This is a genomic window from Brevibacillus sp. NPDC058079 (assembly GCF_042885155.1).
Taxonomy (GTDB): domain Bacteria; phylum Bacillota; class Bacilli; order Brevibacillales; family Brevibacillaceae; genus Brevibacillus.
Map to the genome: position 1 here is coordinate 113,846 of NZ_JBHVSO010000004.1, position 18,137 is coordinate 131,982.

At 48.8% G+C, this 18,137-nt stretch carries 17 protein-coding genes; all 17 read right to left on the bottom strand.

From position 1 onward, the window contains the following. Positions 1-3: 3 nt before the first annotated feature. A complete protein-coding gene (locus ACFVS2_RS13705) occupies positions 4-990 on the bottom strand; it encodes a FecCD family ABC transporter permease (RefSeq protein WP_390234731.1) in 987 nt (328 codons plus the stop codon). Next, complete coding sequence (locus ACFVS2_RS13710; protein ID WP_390234733.1) at positions 987-1,979, bottom strand: FecCD family ABC transporter permease; 993 nt, start codon at positions 1,977-1,979, stop codon at positions 987-989. The genes ACFVS2_RS13705 and ACFVS2_RS13710 overlap by 4 nt, the downstream gene beginning before the upstream one ends. Before the next feature lie 72 nt (positions 1,980-2,051). Then, complete coding sequence (locus tag ACFVS2_RS13715) at positions 2,052-3,032, bottom strand: ABC transporter substrate-binding protein (RefSeq protein ID WP_390234735.1); 981 nt, start codon at positions 3,030-3,032, stop codon at positions 2,052-2,054. Positions 3,033-3,141: 109 nt separating this feature from the next. Next, entirely contained in the window at positions 3,142-3,993 is an 852-nt protein-coding gene (locus ACFVS2_RS13720; RefSeq protein WP_390234738.1) for an AraC family transcriptional regulator, read from the bottom strand. Between the two features lie 134 nt (positions 3,994-4,127). Continuing rightward, positions 4,128-6,140 (bottom strand): peptidoglycan D,D-transpeptidase FtsI family protein, encoded by a 2,013-nt coding sequence (locus ACFVS2_RS13725; RefSeq protein ID WP_390234741.1) that lies wholly within the window; start codon positions 6,138-6,140, stop codon positions 4,128-4,130. Positions 6,141-6,152: 12 nt separating this feature from the next. Further along, positions 6,153-8,204, bottom strand: coding sequence for a penicillin-binding transpeptidase domain-containing protein (locus tag ACFVS2_RS13730; RefSeq protein ID WP_390234743.1), 2,052 nt, complete (start codon positions 8,202-8,204; stop codon positions 6,153-6,155). 168 nt (positions 8,205-8,372) lie between these two features. Then, positions 8,373-9,065, bottom strand: coding sequence for an FHA domain-containing protein (locus tag ACFVS2_RS13735; protein WP_173620591.1), 693 nt, complete (start codon positions 9,063-9,065; stop codon positions 8,373-8,375). Between the two features lie 196 nt (positions 9,066-9,261). After that, the gene (locus tag ACFVS2_RS13740) at positions 9,262-9,591 is read right to left on the bottom strand and encodes a cupin domain-containing protein (RefSeq protein ID WP_173620592.1); all 330 of its coding nucleotides are present in this window, start codon (positions 9,589-9,591) and stop codon (positions 9,262-9,264) included. 135 nt (positions 9,592-9,726) lie between these two features. After that, on the bottom strand, positions 9,727-9,963 hold the full coding sequence (locus ACFVS2_RS13745; protein ID WP_173620593.1) for a hypothetical protein: 237 nt from the start codon (positions 9,961-9,963) through the stop codon (positions 9,727-9,729). Positions 9,964-10,056: 93 nt separating this feature from the next. Further along, positions 10,057-10,332 carry a DUF2277 domain-containing protein gene (locus tag ACFVS2_RS13750; RefSeq protein WP_173620594.1) on the bottom strand — a complete coding sequence of 92 codons (276 nt, stop codon included), beginning with the start codon at positions 10,330-10,332 and terminating at the stop codon, positions 10,057-10,059. 101 nt (positions 10,333-10,433) lie between these two features. Then, positions 10,434-11,639, bottom strand: a complete 1,206-nt coding sequence (locus ACFVS2_RS13755) for an outer membrane protein assembly factor BamB family protein (protein ID WP_390234746.1) — start codon at positions 11,637-11,639, stop codon at positions 10,434-10,436. Between the two features lie 98 nt (positions 11,640-11,737). Continuing rightward, positions 11,738-12,721: a helix-turn-helix transcriptional regulator gene (locus ACFVS2_RS13760; protein ID WP_390234748.1), complete on the bottom strand. Its 984-nt coding sequence runs from the start codon at positions 12,719-12,721 to the stop codon at positions 11,738-11,740. A 134-nt stretch (positions 12,722-12,855) separates the two neighbouring features. Then, the gene (locus tag ACFVS2_RS13765) at positions 12,856-13,629 is read right to left on the bottom strand and encodes a GNAT family N-acetyltransferase (RefSeq protein WP_390234751.1); all 774 of its coding nucleotides are present in this window, start codon (positions 13,627-13,629) and stop codon (positions 12,856-12,858) included. Between the two features lie 12 nt (positions 13,630-13,641). Then, positions 13,642-14,538 carry an AEC family transporter gene (locus ACFVS2_RS13770; protein WP_390234754.1) on the bottom strand — a complete coding sequence of 299 codons (897 nt, stop codon included), beginning with the start codon at positions 14,536-14,538 and terminating at the stop codon, positions 13,642-13,644. Between the two features lie 12 nt (positions 14,539-14,550). Then, entirely contained in the window at positions 14,551-15,516 is a 966-nt protein-coding gene (locus ACFVS2_RS13775) for a carbohydrate kinase family protein (RefSeq protein ID WP_390234756.1), read from the bottom strand. 191 nt (positions 15,517-15,707) lie between these two features. After that, complete coding sequence (locus ACFVS2_RS13780) at positions 15,708-16,691, bottom strand: glutaminase (protein ID WP_217367864.1); 984 nt, start codon at positions 16,689-16,691, stop codon at positions 15,708-15,710. A 19-nt stretch (positions 16,692-16,710) separates the two neighbouring features. Beyond that, a complete protein-coding gene (locus tag ACFVS2_RS13785) occupies positions 16,711-18,132 on the bottom strand; it encodes a M20 family metallopeptidase (RefSeq protein WP_390234758.1) in 1,422 nt (473 codons plus the stop codon). Positions 18,133-18,137: the final 5 nt, after the last annotated feature.

The following is an 18,137-nucleotide window of genomic DNA, read 5'->3' on the forward strand; positions in this document are numbered from 1 at the left end:
CTTTTATACTCCTCTTCTTTTCTCTCGTCCGATCAAATACAAGAAATACGGAGCTCCAATGACAGCTGTCACGATGCCCACGGGAACCTCCATCGGCGGCAAAAGCCATCTGCCTAGCCCATCAGCGGCGACCATGAGCGTAGCACCGAGCAGAGCAGCCACCGGGAGAAGAAGTGCGTGCTTCCCACCTACCAATCGACGAGCGATATGCGGTGAGAGCAAACCCACGAACCCGATGGAACCGACAACCGCCACACATGCTCCAGCGAGTGCGACAGAGGTTACCAAAAGTACAACACGCAGTCTCGTCACATCCTCGCCCAAGCCTTCAGCTACATCATCTCCAAGAGACAGTATGTCGAGCCGGTACGCCAATAAATAAGCAATTGGTAAAAAGACGAGTATCCACGGAAGCACCGCCCATACGTGTTCCCATCCCCGCCCCCACAAGCTGCCTGCCATCCAGAGCAGTGCCGCATTGACATCCCCCGGATTTTTGACCATCAGGTATTGGATGCCCGCCTGACAAATGACCCCGATCGCGATCCCTACCAGTGCTAGAGTAGCGGGCTGAACGCGTTTTCGCGCGGTATATACATACAAAATAGCAGCGACAACTGCCGCACCCCCAAATGCTGCCAACGGTAGCAAATAAGCCGGAGATTTGGGAAAAAGAAAAATGACGATGGCAGATGCGAGCCCCGCCCCTTTGGTGATGCCGATTACGTCAGGAGAGGCCAACGGATTGCGAATCATTCCTTGTAAAATAGCCCCGGATACCGCCAATCCCGCTCCAGCCAGCATGCCGAGGACAACACGTGGCAAACGATACTCTCCAATAATAAAGCTATGATTTTTCGGTCCCGTCCCGAAAAGTGACTCGACTACCTCACGCGGCGATATGGACACCGCCCCAGTTCCGATACTGATAACAGCAGTGACGATGAGCAACAGTAGAAGGACAGGTGCAATACTTTGTCTGCGTGTCATGTAGCTCTCCTCTCCTTACCCACTAAATAGAGGAAAAAGGGAGCGCCCAGAAAAGCGGTCACGATGCCTACTGGTGACTCATACGGATATGCAATGAATCTAGCAAGAACGTCGGCATAGACGAGCAGCAATGCGCCGAGTAACGCTGTAATCGGGAGGTATAGCTGACTCTCTCTTCCTAGCAAAAGTCGGGTCACATGAGGCACCATTAATCCGATAAAGCCGATCGGACCAGCAACGGCAACAGCCGAGCCTGCGAGTACGATGACAATGATTCCACAAATCGTCCGTACCCGAAATACATGTTGTCCAAGATTTTTGGCCACATCCTCACCCATACGCATAATCCCGATAGAGCGAGCCATAAAAAAAGCAACCACGAGCCCCGCGATCGACCAAGGCAGCACACGGTTCACATCCGTCCAATCTGCTCCATCCAATGACCCGGCAAGCCAAAACAGGACTTGATCGGTAGAGTGCTGATGAAACAAGATGAATGCCTCTGTAATCGAAGCGAGAAACAGATGGACGGCTGTGCCAGCCAAAGCCAGCTTAACAGGAGTCATCCCCCCAGCCGCACCGAGATAGTACACCGCAAATCCACCTATGACAGCGCCGCAAAAAGCGAGTGGCGCTAAAAATGGCACCGGAAGATTGGGCAAGAGTACCAAGGCAGCTACGACAGCCATCGATGCACCTGCGTTAACCCCAAACGTCTGTGGAGAAGCAAGCGGATTGCCTGTCATTGCTTGCATAATCGCACCAGCCACGCCGAGACCGGCCCCAATGATTACTGCCAATAGCGCTCTTGGAAGCCTGAGCGTCGTCACAATCAAGTGCTCCTGCGATGTAGAGGGGGCAAAAAGGGATTTTACGCCACTTACCAACCCCATGTCTGTCCAACCAACCGAGATACTGACGACTAAACCAAAAACGAGCAGGAACATTCCTGCCGCAAAAACGATGCCCGCCTTTGAAGCTCCCTCCATAGGTACAACCTCCTCCCGCAAAAACGACGGGATCGATGTCAGCTACGACAACCGATCCCGAAAAGTTTCCTCTTATTTTCCAGAAAGAAGCGTTACTGCTTCCTCCGAACTTAACTCCGATCCGATCAAGCCTCTCGACAGCGCCCATTTATTGCGTGCTACTTCAAACACCTTGCCATTTTTTACGGCGTTGATGTTTTGCCACAGTGGGTTCGTCTTCCATTCATCCACAATCGTTTTGTCACCTGTTTTCATCAAAAACAGTACGTCTGGATTGAGGGCAACCAGCTGTTCCAAATTGGTTTTTGGATACGCCTCTTCACTCTTTGCCGCATCCTCCAACCCGAGGTATTCCAGCAGAGAGCCAGCATAGGAAGCATTGGAGTGAGCGAAGAATCCGGTCGGGTTCACTACTGCCGGCAGAACCTTCAGCTTGGCATCTGTTTTTGGCAGCTTCGCTTTGATGGCATCCATTTTCGCTTGATGCTCGTCTAGACGTTTTTTGCCTTCTTCTTTCATGCCTACTGCATCCGCGATTACAGCATAATTGGCTAGCATATGCTCATAGTTCGCCTGGTGGTCATTCAGAACAATAGTAGGTGCAATTTGCTTCAATTTGTCGTATACAGCCTTGTGCTTGTTCAAATCTGCAATGATGAGATCAGGAGCAAGGGAACTGATCAGCTCCATGTTTGGTTCGTAACGAGATCCGAGCGATGTATACGCTCCTACTTTTCCTTTCACCTCAGGAATGATCAGATTCGCATCATTGTCATCAGAGATTCCTATAGGAGCTACCCCCAATGTCGCCAAAGCATCTGCAAAGGAAAAGTCCATCACGACAATACGCGCAGGCTTGCCAACGATTTCCGTTTCCCCCAGCTCATGCTTGATCACTCGCTTTTCACTAGAAGCTGCTGGTGTAGACTCTGTATTGGTCGCAGCTGCTGGAGCTGTTCCCTGTGCATTTTGTGTTGCTGTACCGCAACCACTCAAAAAGACAGATACCATAAAAATAAGAAGAAAGCCGGGTAACAACAGTCTTGCTCTCATGATGAGAAAACCTCCTACCAAAATAAAACTCTATCGAAATTGAAAATCATTTTCAATAGAGATTATATCGATAGCCACTATACCATACCATGAAGAATCTTGCTCGATTTCATGAATTATCTTGTCTCATATGCGTCTTGACGTATTCCGATGGGGATAGGCCAACGACTTTTTTAAACATCTTGCTGAAGTAAAACTCATCGTTATAGCCTACACTTTGTGCCACCTCACGCAATCGACACCCCGACAATCGGAGCAACACCTTGGCCCGATTGATTCGAAGGCTTGTCATGTAATCGGAAAAGCTCACACCCTTTAACGTTTTGAACATGCGTGAATAATAGCTGGGACTGACATTCGCCTTTCCTGCCAACATCTCTAGCGTGAGATTGAGCATATAGTGCTGATCGACATACAGGATCGTTTCCTCGATGCTAGCCATCGTATTTTCGTTGCTCTCAATCGAAGAAAAATCTTTCACCAGGATGTACAGAATGCGCTCGAATATCAATCTCTGCCGAAATCGCTCTCTCTCCTCATTTGACGCATAGCTTCTATGTAGTTCCTCCATTAAATGCAATATCTGCGAGTGGCTGCGTACACGGAAAGTCCCTTCCAGAGGAAAATTTTCTCCGCCCGGAACAAATACTCTCTCTTTCCCTGTTTCGTTTTGTTCGATCCAATAGGAGAATTCAATGAAAAAGATCTCCAGCTCTTTGTCTTGTTCCGTCCGCAAAGAAACGCTCGTCTTCGGCTTGTTAAAAAACACGTCTCCTGCCTCAACTAACTGTCTCTTCCCGTTCTCTTCCATTGTCCCTTTTATATTTTTGACAAACCCGATTCGATGAGAATGAGTAGGTGAGAGGATCAGTGGTTCATTGTGACGGCAAATCTCAAGACTGACCGTGTCGAGGGAGTAGATCATCTGTTTTAACTGTCGATAGGCTTCATTTGCAATCAACGGTGCTTCCCCCTCTCATATGCCTTTTATTATAGCTTGTTTCCGTTATCTGACGCATTATTTGAGGGTAATGGTAAATTCAAGAAGGCTGCCCGAAGTAGATCCTCGACAGAACCACTTCGAACAGCCTATTTTTATCTCTTAAATCCGATATGCTTGTCATACACATCGTATACGGAACGTGAAATAATCGCAGCCGATCTTCCCCCATAACCACCCTCAGGAACGATTACGGCTACTGCCAGGACAGGATCGTCGACTGGGGCATACGAAATGCTCACACCATTCGTAATGCGGCGGTGCATTTTCCATCTTGTCTTTTTCTGCCCGGTCTTCTCATCTGTCACCGTCACCGGTACATAAATATCTTGCTCAGATGTTCCTGTCTTTGCAGCTACCTGGAACGGCATTCCCTCATACGCGCGGACTGCTGTTCCCCCTGGTTTCGTCACCAGCACCATGCCTTGCTCTAGAATGTCCCAATATTTATCTGGGTGAGGAAAGGTACTCATGGTTTTTGGCGTGTACGTTTTCACCAGTTTTCCTTCTGCGTCTGTGATCTTATCTACCATCTGCGGCTGCAAACGAACGCCTTTATTCGCTAATGTCGCCGCAAACTGTGCCAATTGCATCGTCGTTGCCCGAACTTGCTGCCCGAAGGAAGCTTGCACCATCGCTGCTAATGGTCCATAGTTTTCATCCATCACCAAATAGTCTTCTTTGCCCTTGTTTTCATTCGGCAAATCTACGCCAGTCTGAACCCCTAACCCGAATGCGTGATAGTACGATTGCAGCACGGCCGCTGACTCTTTTCCTTTTCGGCGGGACAATTCCTCCCCGATTCTCGCCATGTACGTATTCGATGACTTTTGCAAGGAAATCGCGGGGGTAATCATGCCATGCGCTTTGGAACTGTCGTTCTTAATCCGGTCTGTTCCACGTCCATAGTGATACACCCCTCCATCATTCCAACGATCGGAGGGAGAGATGATACCTTCCTGCAAACCAAGCAATACCGTAATCGGCTTGAGGACAGACCCTGATGGCACAATGGAACCCGGGTGCTTGTAGCCCTCCTGGATCGCCGCCTCGCCCGTTAATGGCCGCGTATCGTATGGCGCTTCCCGAATCGTACCATTCGTCACCACCAGCTTGATCTCGTCATACGTTTTTTGATCCGGCCCCTCAATCCATACGTTTGGATCGTATTCCGGATAACTGACCATCGCGACGACCTTGCCTGTCTTGACCTCGACTGCCACGACGTACGCTCCCTTTGCAGCCCTCGCCTCAGGGATGGTTGCACGCATCTTCGGAAGAAACTCTCGGATCGAATCCCGGATATCTAGCTGGACCCGCTGATCAATGGTGAGATACACATGATTGCCTGGGACGGACGGAACTTCCTCCACTTGCTTTACAACTGTCTGATTTGCTGCGACCTCATACATCCGGTAACCATTGCTCCCGCGAAGCTCTTTTTCGTAAGATAGCTCAATTCCATCGAACCCAACTAACTGGTTCGGCAAATACCGCGTGCTCTCATCCTTGTAGGAGGCGAGCTTCACATTTTCAGCAATATGAAAGGACCGGACATATCCGACCGCCTGTACGGCGATTTGCTTGGGATCGTATTTCCTGATCGGTTTTGTCACCACTTCAATCCCCGGCAAATCGCCGCGATGCTCACCCAGCACTGCGATTTCTTTATCCGTTAAATCAACCTTCAGTTCTTTTTCCAAATAGCGCGGCAATTGTCGTGCCGCTTCCACATAATTGCCTTTCTCGTAGGCATAGCCGACATCCATCTTTTTTAACAGCGTGGCCTTGTCGACGCTCAGTATTTTCTCCAGCTTTTCCACCAGGTCAAAGTACGCTTTCTTCTCCATGATCTCTTGTTCACGGAAGACAGCGAGATGGGAAGGCCGACTTTCGGCAATGACATACCCGTTGCGGTCATAAATGTTTCCTCGCATAGCGGGAATGTAATCTTTTTTATACGATCTGTCTGCCAGCTCATTTGCATATTCGCTCCCTTGCTGGATTTGGAGTTGCGCTAATCTCAAAATGATTGCTACAAACATCAGAAAAACGACGATATAGACGATTTGCAGTCGTTTTAAACGATCATTTTTTGCTTCCTTCATACCTTACTCTCCCTATTCTTTCAGTACCTTCGTGAAAATCCGTTTGATACGTGCATCGAGTACATGACTGCCACCCCGACCACGGACATCTTCGATCATTATGGTAACCAGCAAACGCGGATCATCTACATTAAAAACGGCGTACCATCCGTTTTCCAACCCGCTCTCGCCCTTTTTCTGTTTCAGCTCAGCTGTTCCAGTCTTGCCCGCCATGCGAATACCAGGCACCCGTGCTCCTCGTCCGGTGCCGCGCGGGTCTTCCATTACCTGTATCAAATGCTGCTTCACCGTGCTCGTTACATCAGAAGGTATGACATTCGTCTTCCAATACCCGCCTTTTTTGTCTTCCTGCAACAGTGATGGATAGACGATATTCCCGTCATTTGCAAAAGCGCTGTACACCAACGCGAGGTGAAGCGGCGTCATCGTTACCTCGCCCTGACCGTATCCAGAGTCTGCCAATTGAATCTCGTTTTTGAAACCGTCGTTATACAGCTTCGATTTTTCCAGTGGATATGGAATCGGGAGAGCTTCATGGAATCCAAACAACTCGCTCTTTTTCACGAATTGCTCCTCCCCCATGGAGAGCGCCGCTTTTGCAAAATAAATATTGTCGGAGTACACCAATGCTTTTTCCAAATTGACAGGTCCCCCGTAATCGCTGACCCGCGTTACCTCGTATCCACCCCAGGACGCATCCTTTTGCCAATGCAGTCCACGGACCTGGATACTGTCCGTAGGGGTAATAGCTCCTGACGCAAGGCCAATCGCTGCCGTAATCGGCTTGAAGGTCGAGCCCGGCGCAAACCCGCGCGCGAATCGATTGAGAAGCGGCTTTTGCGGGTTTTCATTCATTTGCTTCCATTCTGTAGCCGACATCCCAAGCACAAACGCATTCGGATCAAAGGACGGAGAATTGACGAGGGCCAGTATTTCCCCGGTCTTTGGTGAGATTGCCGCAGCCGTGCCTGCTTCGTTTTTCAGCTCCTGGTAAATCGTCTTCTGTACTTCGGCATCTATAGTTAATGCCAGTGGCTGTCCATGCTTGGCGAAGCGTTCCGTCACGGTCTTTTTTTCCGTTCCATCTGCATCCGTAATGACGATACGCCCACCTGCACTTCCTCTTAGCTGTTCCTCAAAAATCTGTTCCAGTCCTGATTTGCCAATCACATCAGACGTTTTATAGCCCTGATCCTTTCGCTTCTCGTACTCTTCCTGACTGATCGCTCCTACATAGCCAACCAGATGAGCCGTAGCGGACTGATAGGGATAGTAGCGGACTTTCTTTTTGTGCAGTTTGAGCCCTTCTGTTTTTTCTAATTGTTTGATGCGTGTATCGTCCTGCGGCAGCGTGGCGATCCGGATAAACTTGGCCGACTTGCTTGTCGTAGCTTGGACCTTCGAGGTGAGGTCATCCATCGGAATTTGCAGAAGCTTGCTGACCTCCATTTTCCCGGTCTGTGAAGCCTGGCTCCATTCTCCCGGATTTATCCCGATATCTACTACGACACGCTCTGTTGCCAATGGACGCCCTGCCCGATCCGTGATTTCACCTCGTCTGGGATACACCGTATTGGCTCTTACTTTGTCCCCTTCTTTCATTTCTGGAAAGATAAAAGAAGGATTCCAATGAATGTACCAGTCCTCCAAGTCGTTCTGCGTTTCTTTGACAAGCGTCGCTTTCCCCGTAAAGGAAATCCGTTCAATGAAAGTTTCCATCGTCAGCCGATAATGAAAATTGATCTGCCCATCCTCACCTGGCATGACGTCGCCATTGTACATCGGCTCGACCACAATCGCTTTGGCCTCGATTCCGCCGTAAATATTTTGGTAACGCGAAACGAATTCTTCTTTGCTGATGGTCTTTTTTGTATGTAAAGAAAGCTGCTCGTACATGCCAGAGAATTTCTGTTCTCCCCACTTTGTCGTATACGCGGTGAATGCTGCCTTTGCCCTCTCGCCATCCGACTGCGTGTTGTCCTTCCAAAAGTCCCAGAAAAGATAGAAAAACCCTGAAAGAACAACGACAAAAACCGTCCAAAATACTATCCATGTCTTTTTCACTAGTCATTCACCTTCCCTACCACACGATATTACAGTCGGATACCATAATATATGGGAAAAAGATGATAACAAGATGAGACTATTCTCATAGGACGATGATAAGTGTCAGATAGTTACATCAAATGCAAAAAACACAGGAAATTCATCCTGTGTCTATCGTACTACCTACTATTCTTCCCACATGTAACCAAAGCGCGGGATCGTGGTGACGTTCTCTCCATATCTGCCCAGCCGCTTACGCAAGCGATAAACGAGAGCGTTGATCTCGGCTCGTCCAACATCCGGGACGCTGCTCTCTGCATTCAGCAACCGCTCCGGCCAGACGAGTACCATGATTTCATCATAGCTGACCGCCTGATTCGAACGTTGGTACAGAAGCATGAGCAAGTCCATATCTTTTCCGGTCAAATGGATTCTCGTGCCATCGAGACGTATTTCTCTGCGTTCCAGATTGATGACCAAGCCGGAAGTGGAGGTGGTTTCTTTTGGAATCGTCAAAGGGAATGAGAACTCCCGCGTCACATCCATCTCACTACCCTCTGCGAAAAATATCATCTCTACCACGCCTTTAGCCAGCGTAATATGATCACCGTGATAAAGAAAATGCGGTGCTTGCTGTATCACCATTCCGTTCACTTCTGTCCCATGCTTGCTTTGCAAATCAGAAATCGTATATTGGTTATTGATTTTCCGTATCACTGCATGCCTTCTGGAAATATACGGACTGGAAAAAGCAATGTCTGGTTGTAATTGATTACCCCGTCTCCCAATCGTACACTCTTCCTTATGTAAAAACTGACGCTTCTGAAGCTGCTCGGGATCTCCTTTTTTAATCAATACATATATGCCATCGTCCAACATTCATCACCTCGAAAAGAGTTGGAGCTATCAGTATTTATTACATAACAAATTCCGCATAAGTCAACACTTTTTTGAACATATATTAATAGCAAAAAAGCCGCCAATTGTCCAGCCAACGAAAGTGACCGGTCGATTGACAGCTCTATATCATCGCTATCCACGAACGAATAGCGCTCGATTTTCTATGTTGATCGTCTTAGGAGCAGCGCTTGAGAGCAGCGAATTTTTTCGGTTCAATCGCGAGTAGATGACAATCGCCATTCGGGATAAACAGCTTGTAGGAAACTCCCTTCGGCACAACGATAAACTCTCCGGCTTCCACCCATATATTACGCTCGTGGTACATCAGCAGCAGTCTGCCATTGACGACAAACAGCAGTTCATCTTTCTGATCATTTTGTTGCCAAGGATACTCACCTTGCAGCTTCTCTAGCTTAATAGACGTATCATTCATCTCTCCGACAACCAGAGAGCCCCAGGAATCTTGCAAGCGTGATAAATGTTGTGCGACGTTCACCTTTTCCATGATGATCCTCTCCCCTTTGCACTCTACGATAATATAATTCGCAGGAGAGAGACATAGTAGCGAAATGATAAATCATCTCATAAGACGATGATAAGATGCTGAAATTTCTGATTGAATAGAGGGGAGTGCCTTAAATTAATAGGAGAAGTCCCGAAACAGTACATCCAACTCCTTCTCGTCGTACATGTCACCGTCACTAATAAATTTTTCAATCTCCATCGTACCGTCCTCCATAATCTCGATCTCCCATCTTTGACCAGGGACAGCTACCTCGATCATGATGCTTTCGCTCCTTATTTTACTCAAGCGATAAAAGATATGTCGTTCCTCCAATTTGTTTAGCAAATCGTTCAACTCATTTAGCCGCTCCATAGGCTCACCTCGTATTCATTTCTCGCAAAATAAAAATGGGCAGTTGCCTTAACGGACTGCCCCTCAAATAGACTTCTTGTCTTTATCGTCTCACTACTCTGTCGTGCCAAACCGTTTGGCGTTTCTCGCGCGAGCACGCTCGATTTCGACTTCCCTATTGCGTGGCTCTGCATTCGTCACCAACGAATCTAAGAGATTTTTCGCAACATCGGAGACCTCTTGGACAGCCCGGTGAAAAGCCTCTTCATTGGCCTTCGAAGGCGTGTTGAAGCCTGAGAGCTTTCGCACGAATTGCAGAGCTGCTGCTTCAATCTCATCTTCTGTCGCGGGTGGGTCGAAGTTGAACAAGGTTTTGATGTTTCGGCACATCGCTTACACCTTCTGTTCCCTTTTTTGTATCATTCTACTATACGTGATCGATGAATCGCTAGGTTGTGCTGTACAATGAACGTATTCGTGGATCATAGAAGTTACTTGCCTTTTGGTGCGATCGCTATTATGCCCATTCCATCCGCACTCGCATACAATACCCCATCAGGGCCTGTCCAAATGTGCGTATACGTAAACATCTTGTCATTTCGGATAACAATATAGCGTTCCTTGCCGTTAGGATCTAACGAGAAAATATTCCCACCCGTATCGGAAAAAAAGACATTCCCCTGCGCATCAGACACGAGTTCACTGGATAACGTTCCTGTTTGTCCCTTCGGACGGTTGTAGCTCCAAAGCTTTTTGCCTGTGCGATCTACTTTCCATATCGTATAATCGTTGTATTCACGATAAAAATTCCCCTTGCCATCATGAGGAATACCGACTTTGTTGAGTGTAACAGCATCCACTGGTGCTTCTGCACGGTCTTTACCATCAGAAGCATGAATGAATGTCAGCCCTTTTTCTCCCAAGGTGTACACCATGCCATCTTCTGAAACGTATATTCTCCCCGGCTGAACGTTTTCCCGCAGCCACTTGATTTTCCCATTCTGATCGATAGCAGACAGCTTGTTGTCACTCTGTTCGACTAGCAATGTTTTAAGCGATTCGATCCAGGTCATCCCTATCACGCCATGTGATAGATAAGAATCAAAGTCATAGTTGACTACCTGATCGTTTGCCCAGACTAGATTCGCTTCCTGATCGACTGCCGCAACCCCTCTATCCGTCAGCATGAACATGGTCCCTTCTGCTGACACATCAAAGACCGTATCGTAGCTGTACATATGCGGTAGCTCCATTATCCAGCGATCCTTTCCAGCCTTGTCTACAGCAAGTATCCAGGCAGGCATGCCGTCTTTGAAATCGAACCAGTTATGGTCCAGTACGTACAGTGAGCCGTCTTTGCCTAACTTAAAGTCATGGGCCCAGTCAAGTCCAAGATCACTTTGCCAAATAACTTTTCCATTCGGATTCAGCGCATGGAGCACACCGTTTTCCGAAAGCAAATACATCGTACCCGTATCCTCATCGACGACCTCGGAGAAGTACTCTTGTCCCCCATCATAGCGCCATGCGATCTCGAATCGATCTGCTCCTCGCATCTTCAGTTTCTTCGGTACCCCATCTTCCAAGACCGTAATCGGCGTTGTTTGTTCATTGCTCACACTCTGTGCAGCTGTCCCTATGGGAAATGCGAGACTAACACCCAGTGCCAAAGCGACAATCGTATGATGTATTTTCATAATAGCCCCCTTCCTTCCTATGTCGGCTACTCGCTTCCTTTTTGTTACAGGAAAAACGGATACCCCTTAGGCAAAGGTATCCGTTCCAGATTGTAAAATTAGCAAAATCTCCCCCGCTTCACTTCGGAAGGATTGAGTCCGTACTGCTTGCGAAACGCCTCAGAGAAATGACTGAAGTTGGAGAATCCCACGATGAGTGCAACCTCACTGACATTCAGATTGCCCCCCCGCAGCAATCCAAGCGCTTTTTCCAAACGTCTTTCCCGCAAATAGGCAAATACACTCGTCCCGAACTCTTCTTTGAAGCCGATCTTCAGCTTGTATTCATTGAGCTGTGCCATACGTGCCAGTTCGAGCAGAGAAGGCGGGGACTCCATATTTTCGAGTAGAATGTCACGGGCGTTGTGAATCTTTTCCCGATCACTCCGAGATAACTGTGACCTCGGTCGATTCTCTTCCCGCTCGAATAAAAACGTATCTAGCGCCGTCGACACAATCTCCAGAATCTTGCCTTCCGTATGCAATCTCCGCAGCTTCAGATGGGAGGTTGAAAAATCGTTCAACTGCTGGAGCCTCCGAGCCATATTCGGTTGCAACGGCATCCGAAACAGACGATAGGCTTGATTGCCAAGCAGCCCTTGAAAGGAATACGCTGCTCCCACATCGCTTTCCGCCACCCAATCATTAAATTGCTCCACGGAAATACCGATCCCGACAGATCGATGAGGAACGTCCGCCCGGTACATAAAATGTGCATGAAAGTCTTTCATCAATTGAAGGGAGCAGCTCCCAGGCAAAAACTCGTGCTGACTTCCCGAAACAACGAACTCCCCGCTCCCCTCCAAACAAAAGCTAAGCTCAACCATGGCTGCCTGCGACTGTAAATCCATCACGCGGTTTTCCTGAAGAGAATAGCTGGATTCGACCAGCTCCAATCCCGGTCGAGGAGTCAGTCTCCGAAAGTAGCCATCATTATTCGTCAGTGTATACCGATTCGCTTCGGATACTATGCGATCACTTTTTGTTGAGGGCAATGCATTGATATAGCTATCGTATATGGAATGTACAGATGCTTGATCCATGACCTTCTCCCTGCCTAACCATATGTAGGATAATCTTGCAAATGATTCTTATTCTCATAATAGTTACACGGGCGACTATCTGCAACTACAAAAGCTGCCCCTCAGAGCAATGGGCAGCTTCTTTTTCCACGATACTATTTATACTCAAAAAAACATGGATAAGTATAGGCGAGAAATTCAAAGCCTTTTTTCTCCAAAATCGGTCGACTCATCGGACTCGCATCGACCATTAAAAGCGGATACCCACGCTCGTGCGCTACTTGTACCCGTATCGCTACAAGTGCCGTATAGTAGCCTTTATTCCGGTAAGCAGGCAACGTGGAGCCTCCCCACAGACTGCCAAAGGACGTCCCCTCATGCAGATACATCCACGCTGCGCTCACCGCCTGATCGCCACTGTATGCCGCATACACGAGAAAATTCTCTGGATCTTCGGCCAAATCCTTTTTCAATCTCGCAGCCAACTCCGGATTCGCACTGCCCCATACCAGCTCTTCCAACTGCATGATGTCATCGATCCCTGCCAGAGTGGTAATTTGGCGAATCTCGGGAGGAATGCTCCGACTGCGTATGTCCTCTGCTTGCGCCACATCCATGACCAACAGTGCTTCTTCCTCTCCTACTGTAAAACCATGCGCCTGCAACCGTTCGAGCAGATTTGCGGGTTGGTCATAATCAAACAGCTTCCATTCAAAAGACTGTTGAATGCTTGAGAAATACTCAATTTCTCGTGCGATCAATTCCTCTGCATTTGCCTCAGACAGTCGGGAAAACAAGACTGTCCCTGGCTCATCAGAGAGAGAGACGTGGCGAATAATATGCTCAGTCTCTTCTCGTCGAACATGCGGATAGGTTACCTCCACTCTCATCTCTTGATCGTACAGTCGTAGTAACTCTTGTTTGCGCAAGTTTATTCCTCCTCATAAGTGCAAAATGTTCAGCAAAAACGTTAATGTACCTATACTGATAAGCGTCGTAACCAACACGCTGCTGGAGACGAATTGTGGTCGCATGTTGAATTGGATCGCATAGATCGCAGTCGTTGCGGTTGAAGGCATGGCTGCCAGAACGACCAACACCTTTTGCAGAAGCGGATCAATCGGGAAAAACAGACAGATGAGGTACGCCAAAAGTGGTGACGCCACCAGCCGAATGACACTCGCAGCACTGAGCCCCTGCCACTCTAGCGCTTTGGTAGATACATTGGCGAGCTGCATGCCCAAGATGAGCATCACAACCGGAATCGCCGCCTGTGCAACGAGATCAATCGCCTGGTAATAGCTTTGCGGGATGACGATTTGCAGCTGTTGTAGCAAAATCGCGAGAACCACAGCGTAATTGGACGGCTGCTTGAAGATCGCCTTGACGGCCGTCCCCATCCCATTCCCGCCTCGGGAGGCAAAATACACGCCGAATACACCCATCATGATCGAGTGGAAAACCATGATTTGCACCGCATACGTAAAGCCAGCCTCTCCGAAGGCAAACAAAATAATCGGCGTCCCGTAGTTGCCACTGTTCATGAAGGCGGTCGCGAGCATCAGTGCGCTTTCCTGTTGTTTGTCGTATTTGAACAATCGTGCCGTCAACTGCGTGATCACAACGAGAGCAGCCAGCAAGAGCAGCGAAATCACAACGATATAAAATAATTGCAAGTCGAGCTGTGTTTTGTAAAAGGTACGAAAGACGAGCGCCGTCGACAAAATGTAAATCGCCAGGGAAGAGATCGGCTTCAAGTCCATTTTGAAAATGCGCTGCAAAATATAGCCGCTAAGAAAAATGAGCAGGACAGGCAGGATGACTTCCACAAAAATCATGATTCTTCCCTCCTACCGTGCTGCTTCCATGAAGCTTTTGACCTCAGACAGTGTAGGCATGGCGGGAATGGCACCTGATCTCGTTGTCGTGAGCGCACCTGCGGCATTAGCAAAGCGCACCATGTCCTCTAACGTGGCTTGTGGGATATCCAGCATACTTTCCCCCGCCTCAAGAAGTTGATAGAGCAGCGCGCCCACAAACGCGTCTCCCGCTCCAGTCGTATCGATCGCGGTTACTGGAAATCCATCGACTGTACCGAAATGATTTTGTGTGCGGTAAAAACACCCCTTTTCCCCCAACGTGACAAAAACAGCTTGCAGATCATATTGCGTAAGCATCCACGCTGTCGCTTCCACAACATCCTCGCTTCCCATGAGAGAAGCCAGCTCTTCCTCTGACAGCTTGACGATATCAGCCTGCGCCATTCCTTTGAGAGCCATAGCCTTCGCTTCCTCCAGATCAGCCCATAAGGACGCTCGAATATTCGGGTCAAAGGAAAGGAGTCGCTTATGCTTTTTCGCGTACTCGACGGCTTTCCAGGTTGCTGATCTGGCTGGCTCATGCGTCAAGGACAACGTACCGAAATGAAAAATGGCTGCCTGTGCAATTAGCGCCTCGTTCACGTCTTGTTCCCGCAGCATCATGTCTGCACCCGGATTGCGGTAAAAGTGAAAAGAACGATCGCCTGTCTCATCGAGATGGACAAAAGCCAACGTCGTAGGCGCTTCCTCCGTGAGTACGAGCCCTTCTGTGCCAATATTCTGTCTGATCAAGGTCTGTTGCAAAAAACGCCCAAACAAATCGTTTCCCACCGCACCGATAAAGGAAGTCCGCTTCCCAAAGCGCGACAGAGCGGCAAGTACATTGGCAGGCGCTCCTCCAGGATTTTGCTCAAATGCAGCGCTGTCCGGCTTTTCCTTCTGCTGTACAGGTGTAAAATCAATCAATAACTCGCCACATGCAACCACATCTACCATGTTGATTTCCCCCGATGACCGTGATAGTTCCAGTATGTCACAGGTTCTTTTTTTTGCCAATGAAAGCCAGCAGCTGTATGTGGATGTTTCCCTTTGGTAAAATCAAGAAACGAGGTGATTCTCTGTGAAAAGGAAAGTAAAAGAAATGGCTAAAGATCCAGACATGATCTGTGATCTCTAGCCATTTCTTTTTAATAGATCGTCAAATCCCACGCACTTGCCATATGCTTGAGCAGTGCTACCCCAGCTACGCTGTTTCCGTACTGGTCAATAGCAGGACCATACACACCGATTCCGCAGCCGCCAGCAAAAGGCAGCTCCCCAGAGCGCCCACGCGGAGGGACGGCAGCCATAATACCTCCTGACACGCCGCTTTTCGCTGGGACGCCCACAAAAGCAGCGAAATTACCGGAAGCGTTGTACATGCCGCATGTAACCATAAGTGCTTTGATTACGCGAGCCAGCTCTTTGCCGAAAAGCTGTTCCTTGCCTATCGGATCATAGCCATCATGCGCTAGGATCAAGCCGATTTTCGCGATGTCCTCTGCCGTTACCTCCAGGGAGCATTGCCGGATGTACACATCCAAAGCATCCTCTACCGGACAAGCCAAAAAGCCAGTAGCTGCGAGATAGTAGGCGAGGGAACGATTGCGGTTAGCCGTTTGCCACTCGGAGTGATACACTTCCTCGTTGATCTGATGCTTGCGTCCTGTCATGCGCTCGACCATGTCTTGAAAGAAGCGAAATTTTTCCTGGACTCCGTTCCCCTGCAACAAGGAAGAAACCGTAATGGCTCCTGCATTGATCATCGGATTAAAAGGTCTTCCCGGCTTGTGCATTTCCAGCCGAACCATCGAATCAAATGCGTCTCCCGTAGGCTCTACATCCACCTGCTCCAATACATTCGCAATCCCGTGGTGCGTACATGCTGCGAGAAAGCTAATGACTTTGGAAATGCTTTGCAGGGTGAAAGGAGCATCGTAGTTGCCTCCCCTGCTGATTTGTCCATCTGGTCCCATCACACAAATCCCTAGCTGTGTTGGGTCAGCTTCTTTCAAAGCAGGGATATAAGCAGCGCATTTGCCCTTGCTGGACTCCCCGCGATATTGCTCGATCCATTGTTCCAAGCAGTCTGTTTCGATCGTTCTTGTTTGCTGCGCCACTTGACTAACCAACTTCCTTTTCACCGTCGATTTAAGCTTTTTGAGGTGGTTGAACATCGTCAGGAATGAGCGAGAAATATTCTTCTCCTTCCAAACGTTCCTGCAATTCGGCTTTTGCCTGTTCGATCAGCGCAGGGTTTTCCATCGCCTCGATCGCTGTAGCAGCCATGACTTTGCCTGCTTGCAGCATCCCTTTGTGTGCGATTGGCATGGCCCCTTGCGAGACGACCTGCCACGTATGGAAAGGCGTGCCTAGTGCCCAGCATGTCGTCATGCATTGCATCGTCGGTACTTGCCAGCTGACATCTCCCACATCCGTAGACCCAGCAAGCGTAAACTCGTGCGTAGAAAGTGGTCCGATCACATCCGCAATCGCTTTGTCCTTCAGTTGCTTCGCTGTTTCACGATCCAAACCGAACAACGAAGCTCTCATATCCTCAGCTGTTAACGTTGCCTGAATTTGTTTGGCATATTGCTGATCTGCTTCATCGTACGTAGGCACGCCGACTTCAATCAGATTTTTGTGCATGAGCTTCGCTAATACCGTATTCGGCACGAGATCAGAAGCTGTACCTTCAAACACTGCTTCCATGGTGGTTCCCGTCATCAAGGCGGCTCCCCGTGCGATATTGTAGACTCTTTCATACAGTTCCTGCACTTGCTGCTTTTTCGGAGCGCGAATCAAGTATACGACCTCCGCAAACGGCTGGACGACGTTTGGCGAAATTCCGCCTGTATTCGTAATCGCGTAGTGAACCCGTGCTTCCGGAATCATATGCTCTCTCATATAGTTCACGCCTACGTTCATCAGTTCCACGGCATCCAAGGCACTGCGTCCCAAATGCGGAGCGGCGGCTGCATGCGCGCTTTTTCCGTGAAACTGAAAACGAACAGAGTAATTCGCCAGCGAGCTGATGTTCATGATGCTTGACGCTGTCGCAGGGTGCCAGGAGAGTGCAAAATCTACGTCAGCAAATACGCCGGCTCTTGCCAAATACGCTTTTCCAGAGCCCGCTTCTTCTGCTGGGCACCCATAGTAGCGAACTGTACCTTGTAAGCCTGTTTGCTCCATGTAATCCTTGATGCCAACCGCTGCTGCCAACGCTCCAGCACCTAAAAGATTATGTCCACATCCATGCCCATGACCGTCAGTCACAATCGGATCATGGTTGATTGCGCCTTTTTTCTGGCTCAAGCCTGCCAGCGCATCATACTCGCCCAGGATGCCCACGACGGGCTTCCCGCTTCCGAAGCTGGCAACAAAGCCTGTACCCAGTCCAGCGATCCCTTTCTCCACTTCAAAGCCCTCTGCTACCAACGCTTGACACAAGTACTCGGCAGAGCGATGCTCCTCGAAGTAAATCTCTGGCGTTTCCCAAATTTTATCGCTAACGCGAATAAACGCGTCTCTTTTTTGTTCAATTAACGCAGAAATGATCTCGGTTCTGTTCATTTCAT

What these genes read in the sequence shown, in the direction of transcription:
- ACFVS2_RS13705 (WP_390234731.1), bottom strand. Translation starts at nt 990, where the DNA reads ATGACACGCAGACAAAGTATTGCACCTGTCCTTCTACTGTTGCTCATC.
- ACFVS2_RS13710 (WP_390234733.1), bottom strand. Translation starts at nt 1,979, where the DNA reads ATGGAGGGAGCTTCAAAGGCGGGCATCGTTTTTGCGGCAGGAATGTTC.
- ACFVS2_RS13715 (WP_390234735.1), bottom strand. Translation starts at nt 3,032, where the DNA reads ATGAGAGCAAGACTGTTGTTACCCGGCTTTCTTCTTATTTTTATGGTA.
- ACFVS2_RS13725 (WP_390234741.1), bottom strand. Translation starts at nt 6,140, where the DNA reads ATGAAGGAAGCAAAAAATGATCGTTTAAAACGACTGCAAATCGTCTAT.
- ACFVS2_RS13735 (WP_173620591.1), bottom strand. Translation starts at nt 9,065, where the DNA reads ATGTTGGACGATGGCATATATGTATTGATTAAAAAAGGAGATCCCGAG.
- ACFVS2_RS13740 (WP_173620592.1), bottom strand. Translation starts at nt 9,591, where the DNA reads ATGGAAAAGGTGAACGTCGCACAACATTTATCACGCTTGCAAGATTCC.
- ACFVS2_RS13745 (WP_173620593.1), bottom strand. Translation starts at nt 9,963, where the DNA reads ATGGAGCGGCTAAATGAGTTGAACGATTTGCTAAACAAATTGGAGGAA.
- ACFVS2_RS13750 (WP_173620594.1), bottom strand. Translation starts at nt 10,332, where the DNA reads ATGTGCCGAAACATCAAAACCTTGTTCAACTTCGACCCACCCGCGACA.
- ACFVS2_RS13755 (WP_390234746.1), bottom strand. Translation starts at nt 11,639, where the DNA reads ATGAAAATACATCATACGATTGTCGCTTTGGCACTGGGTGTTAGTCTC.
- ACFVS2_RS13760 (WP_390234748.1), bottom strand. Translation starts at nt 12,721, where the DNA reads ATGGATCAAGCATCTGTACATTCCATATACGATAGCTATATCAATGCA.
- ACFVS2_RS13770 (WP_390234754.1), bottom strand. Translation starts at nt 14,538, where the DNA reads ATGATTTTTGTGGAAGTCATCCTGCCTGTCCTGCTCATTTTTCTTAGC.
- ACFVS2_RS13775 (WP_390234756.1), bottom strand. Translation starts at nt 15,516, where the DNA reads ATGGTAGATGTGGTTGCATGTGGCGAGTTATTGATTGATTTTACACCT.
- ACFVS2_RS13785 (WP_390234758.1), bottom strand. Translation starts at nt 18,132, where the DNA reads ATGAACAGAACCGAGATCATTTCTGCGTTAATTGAACAAAAAAGAGAC.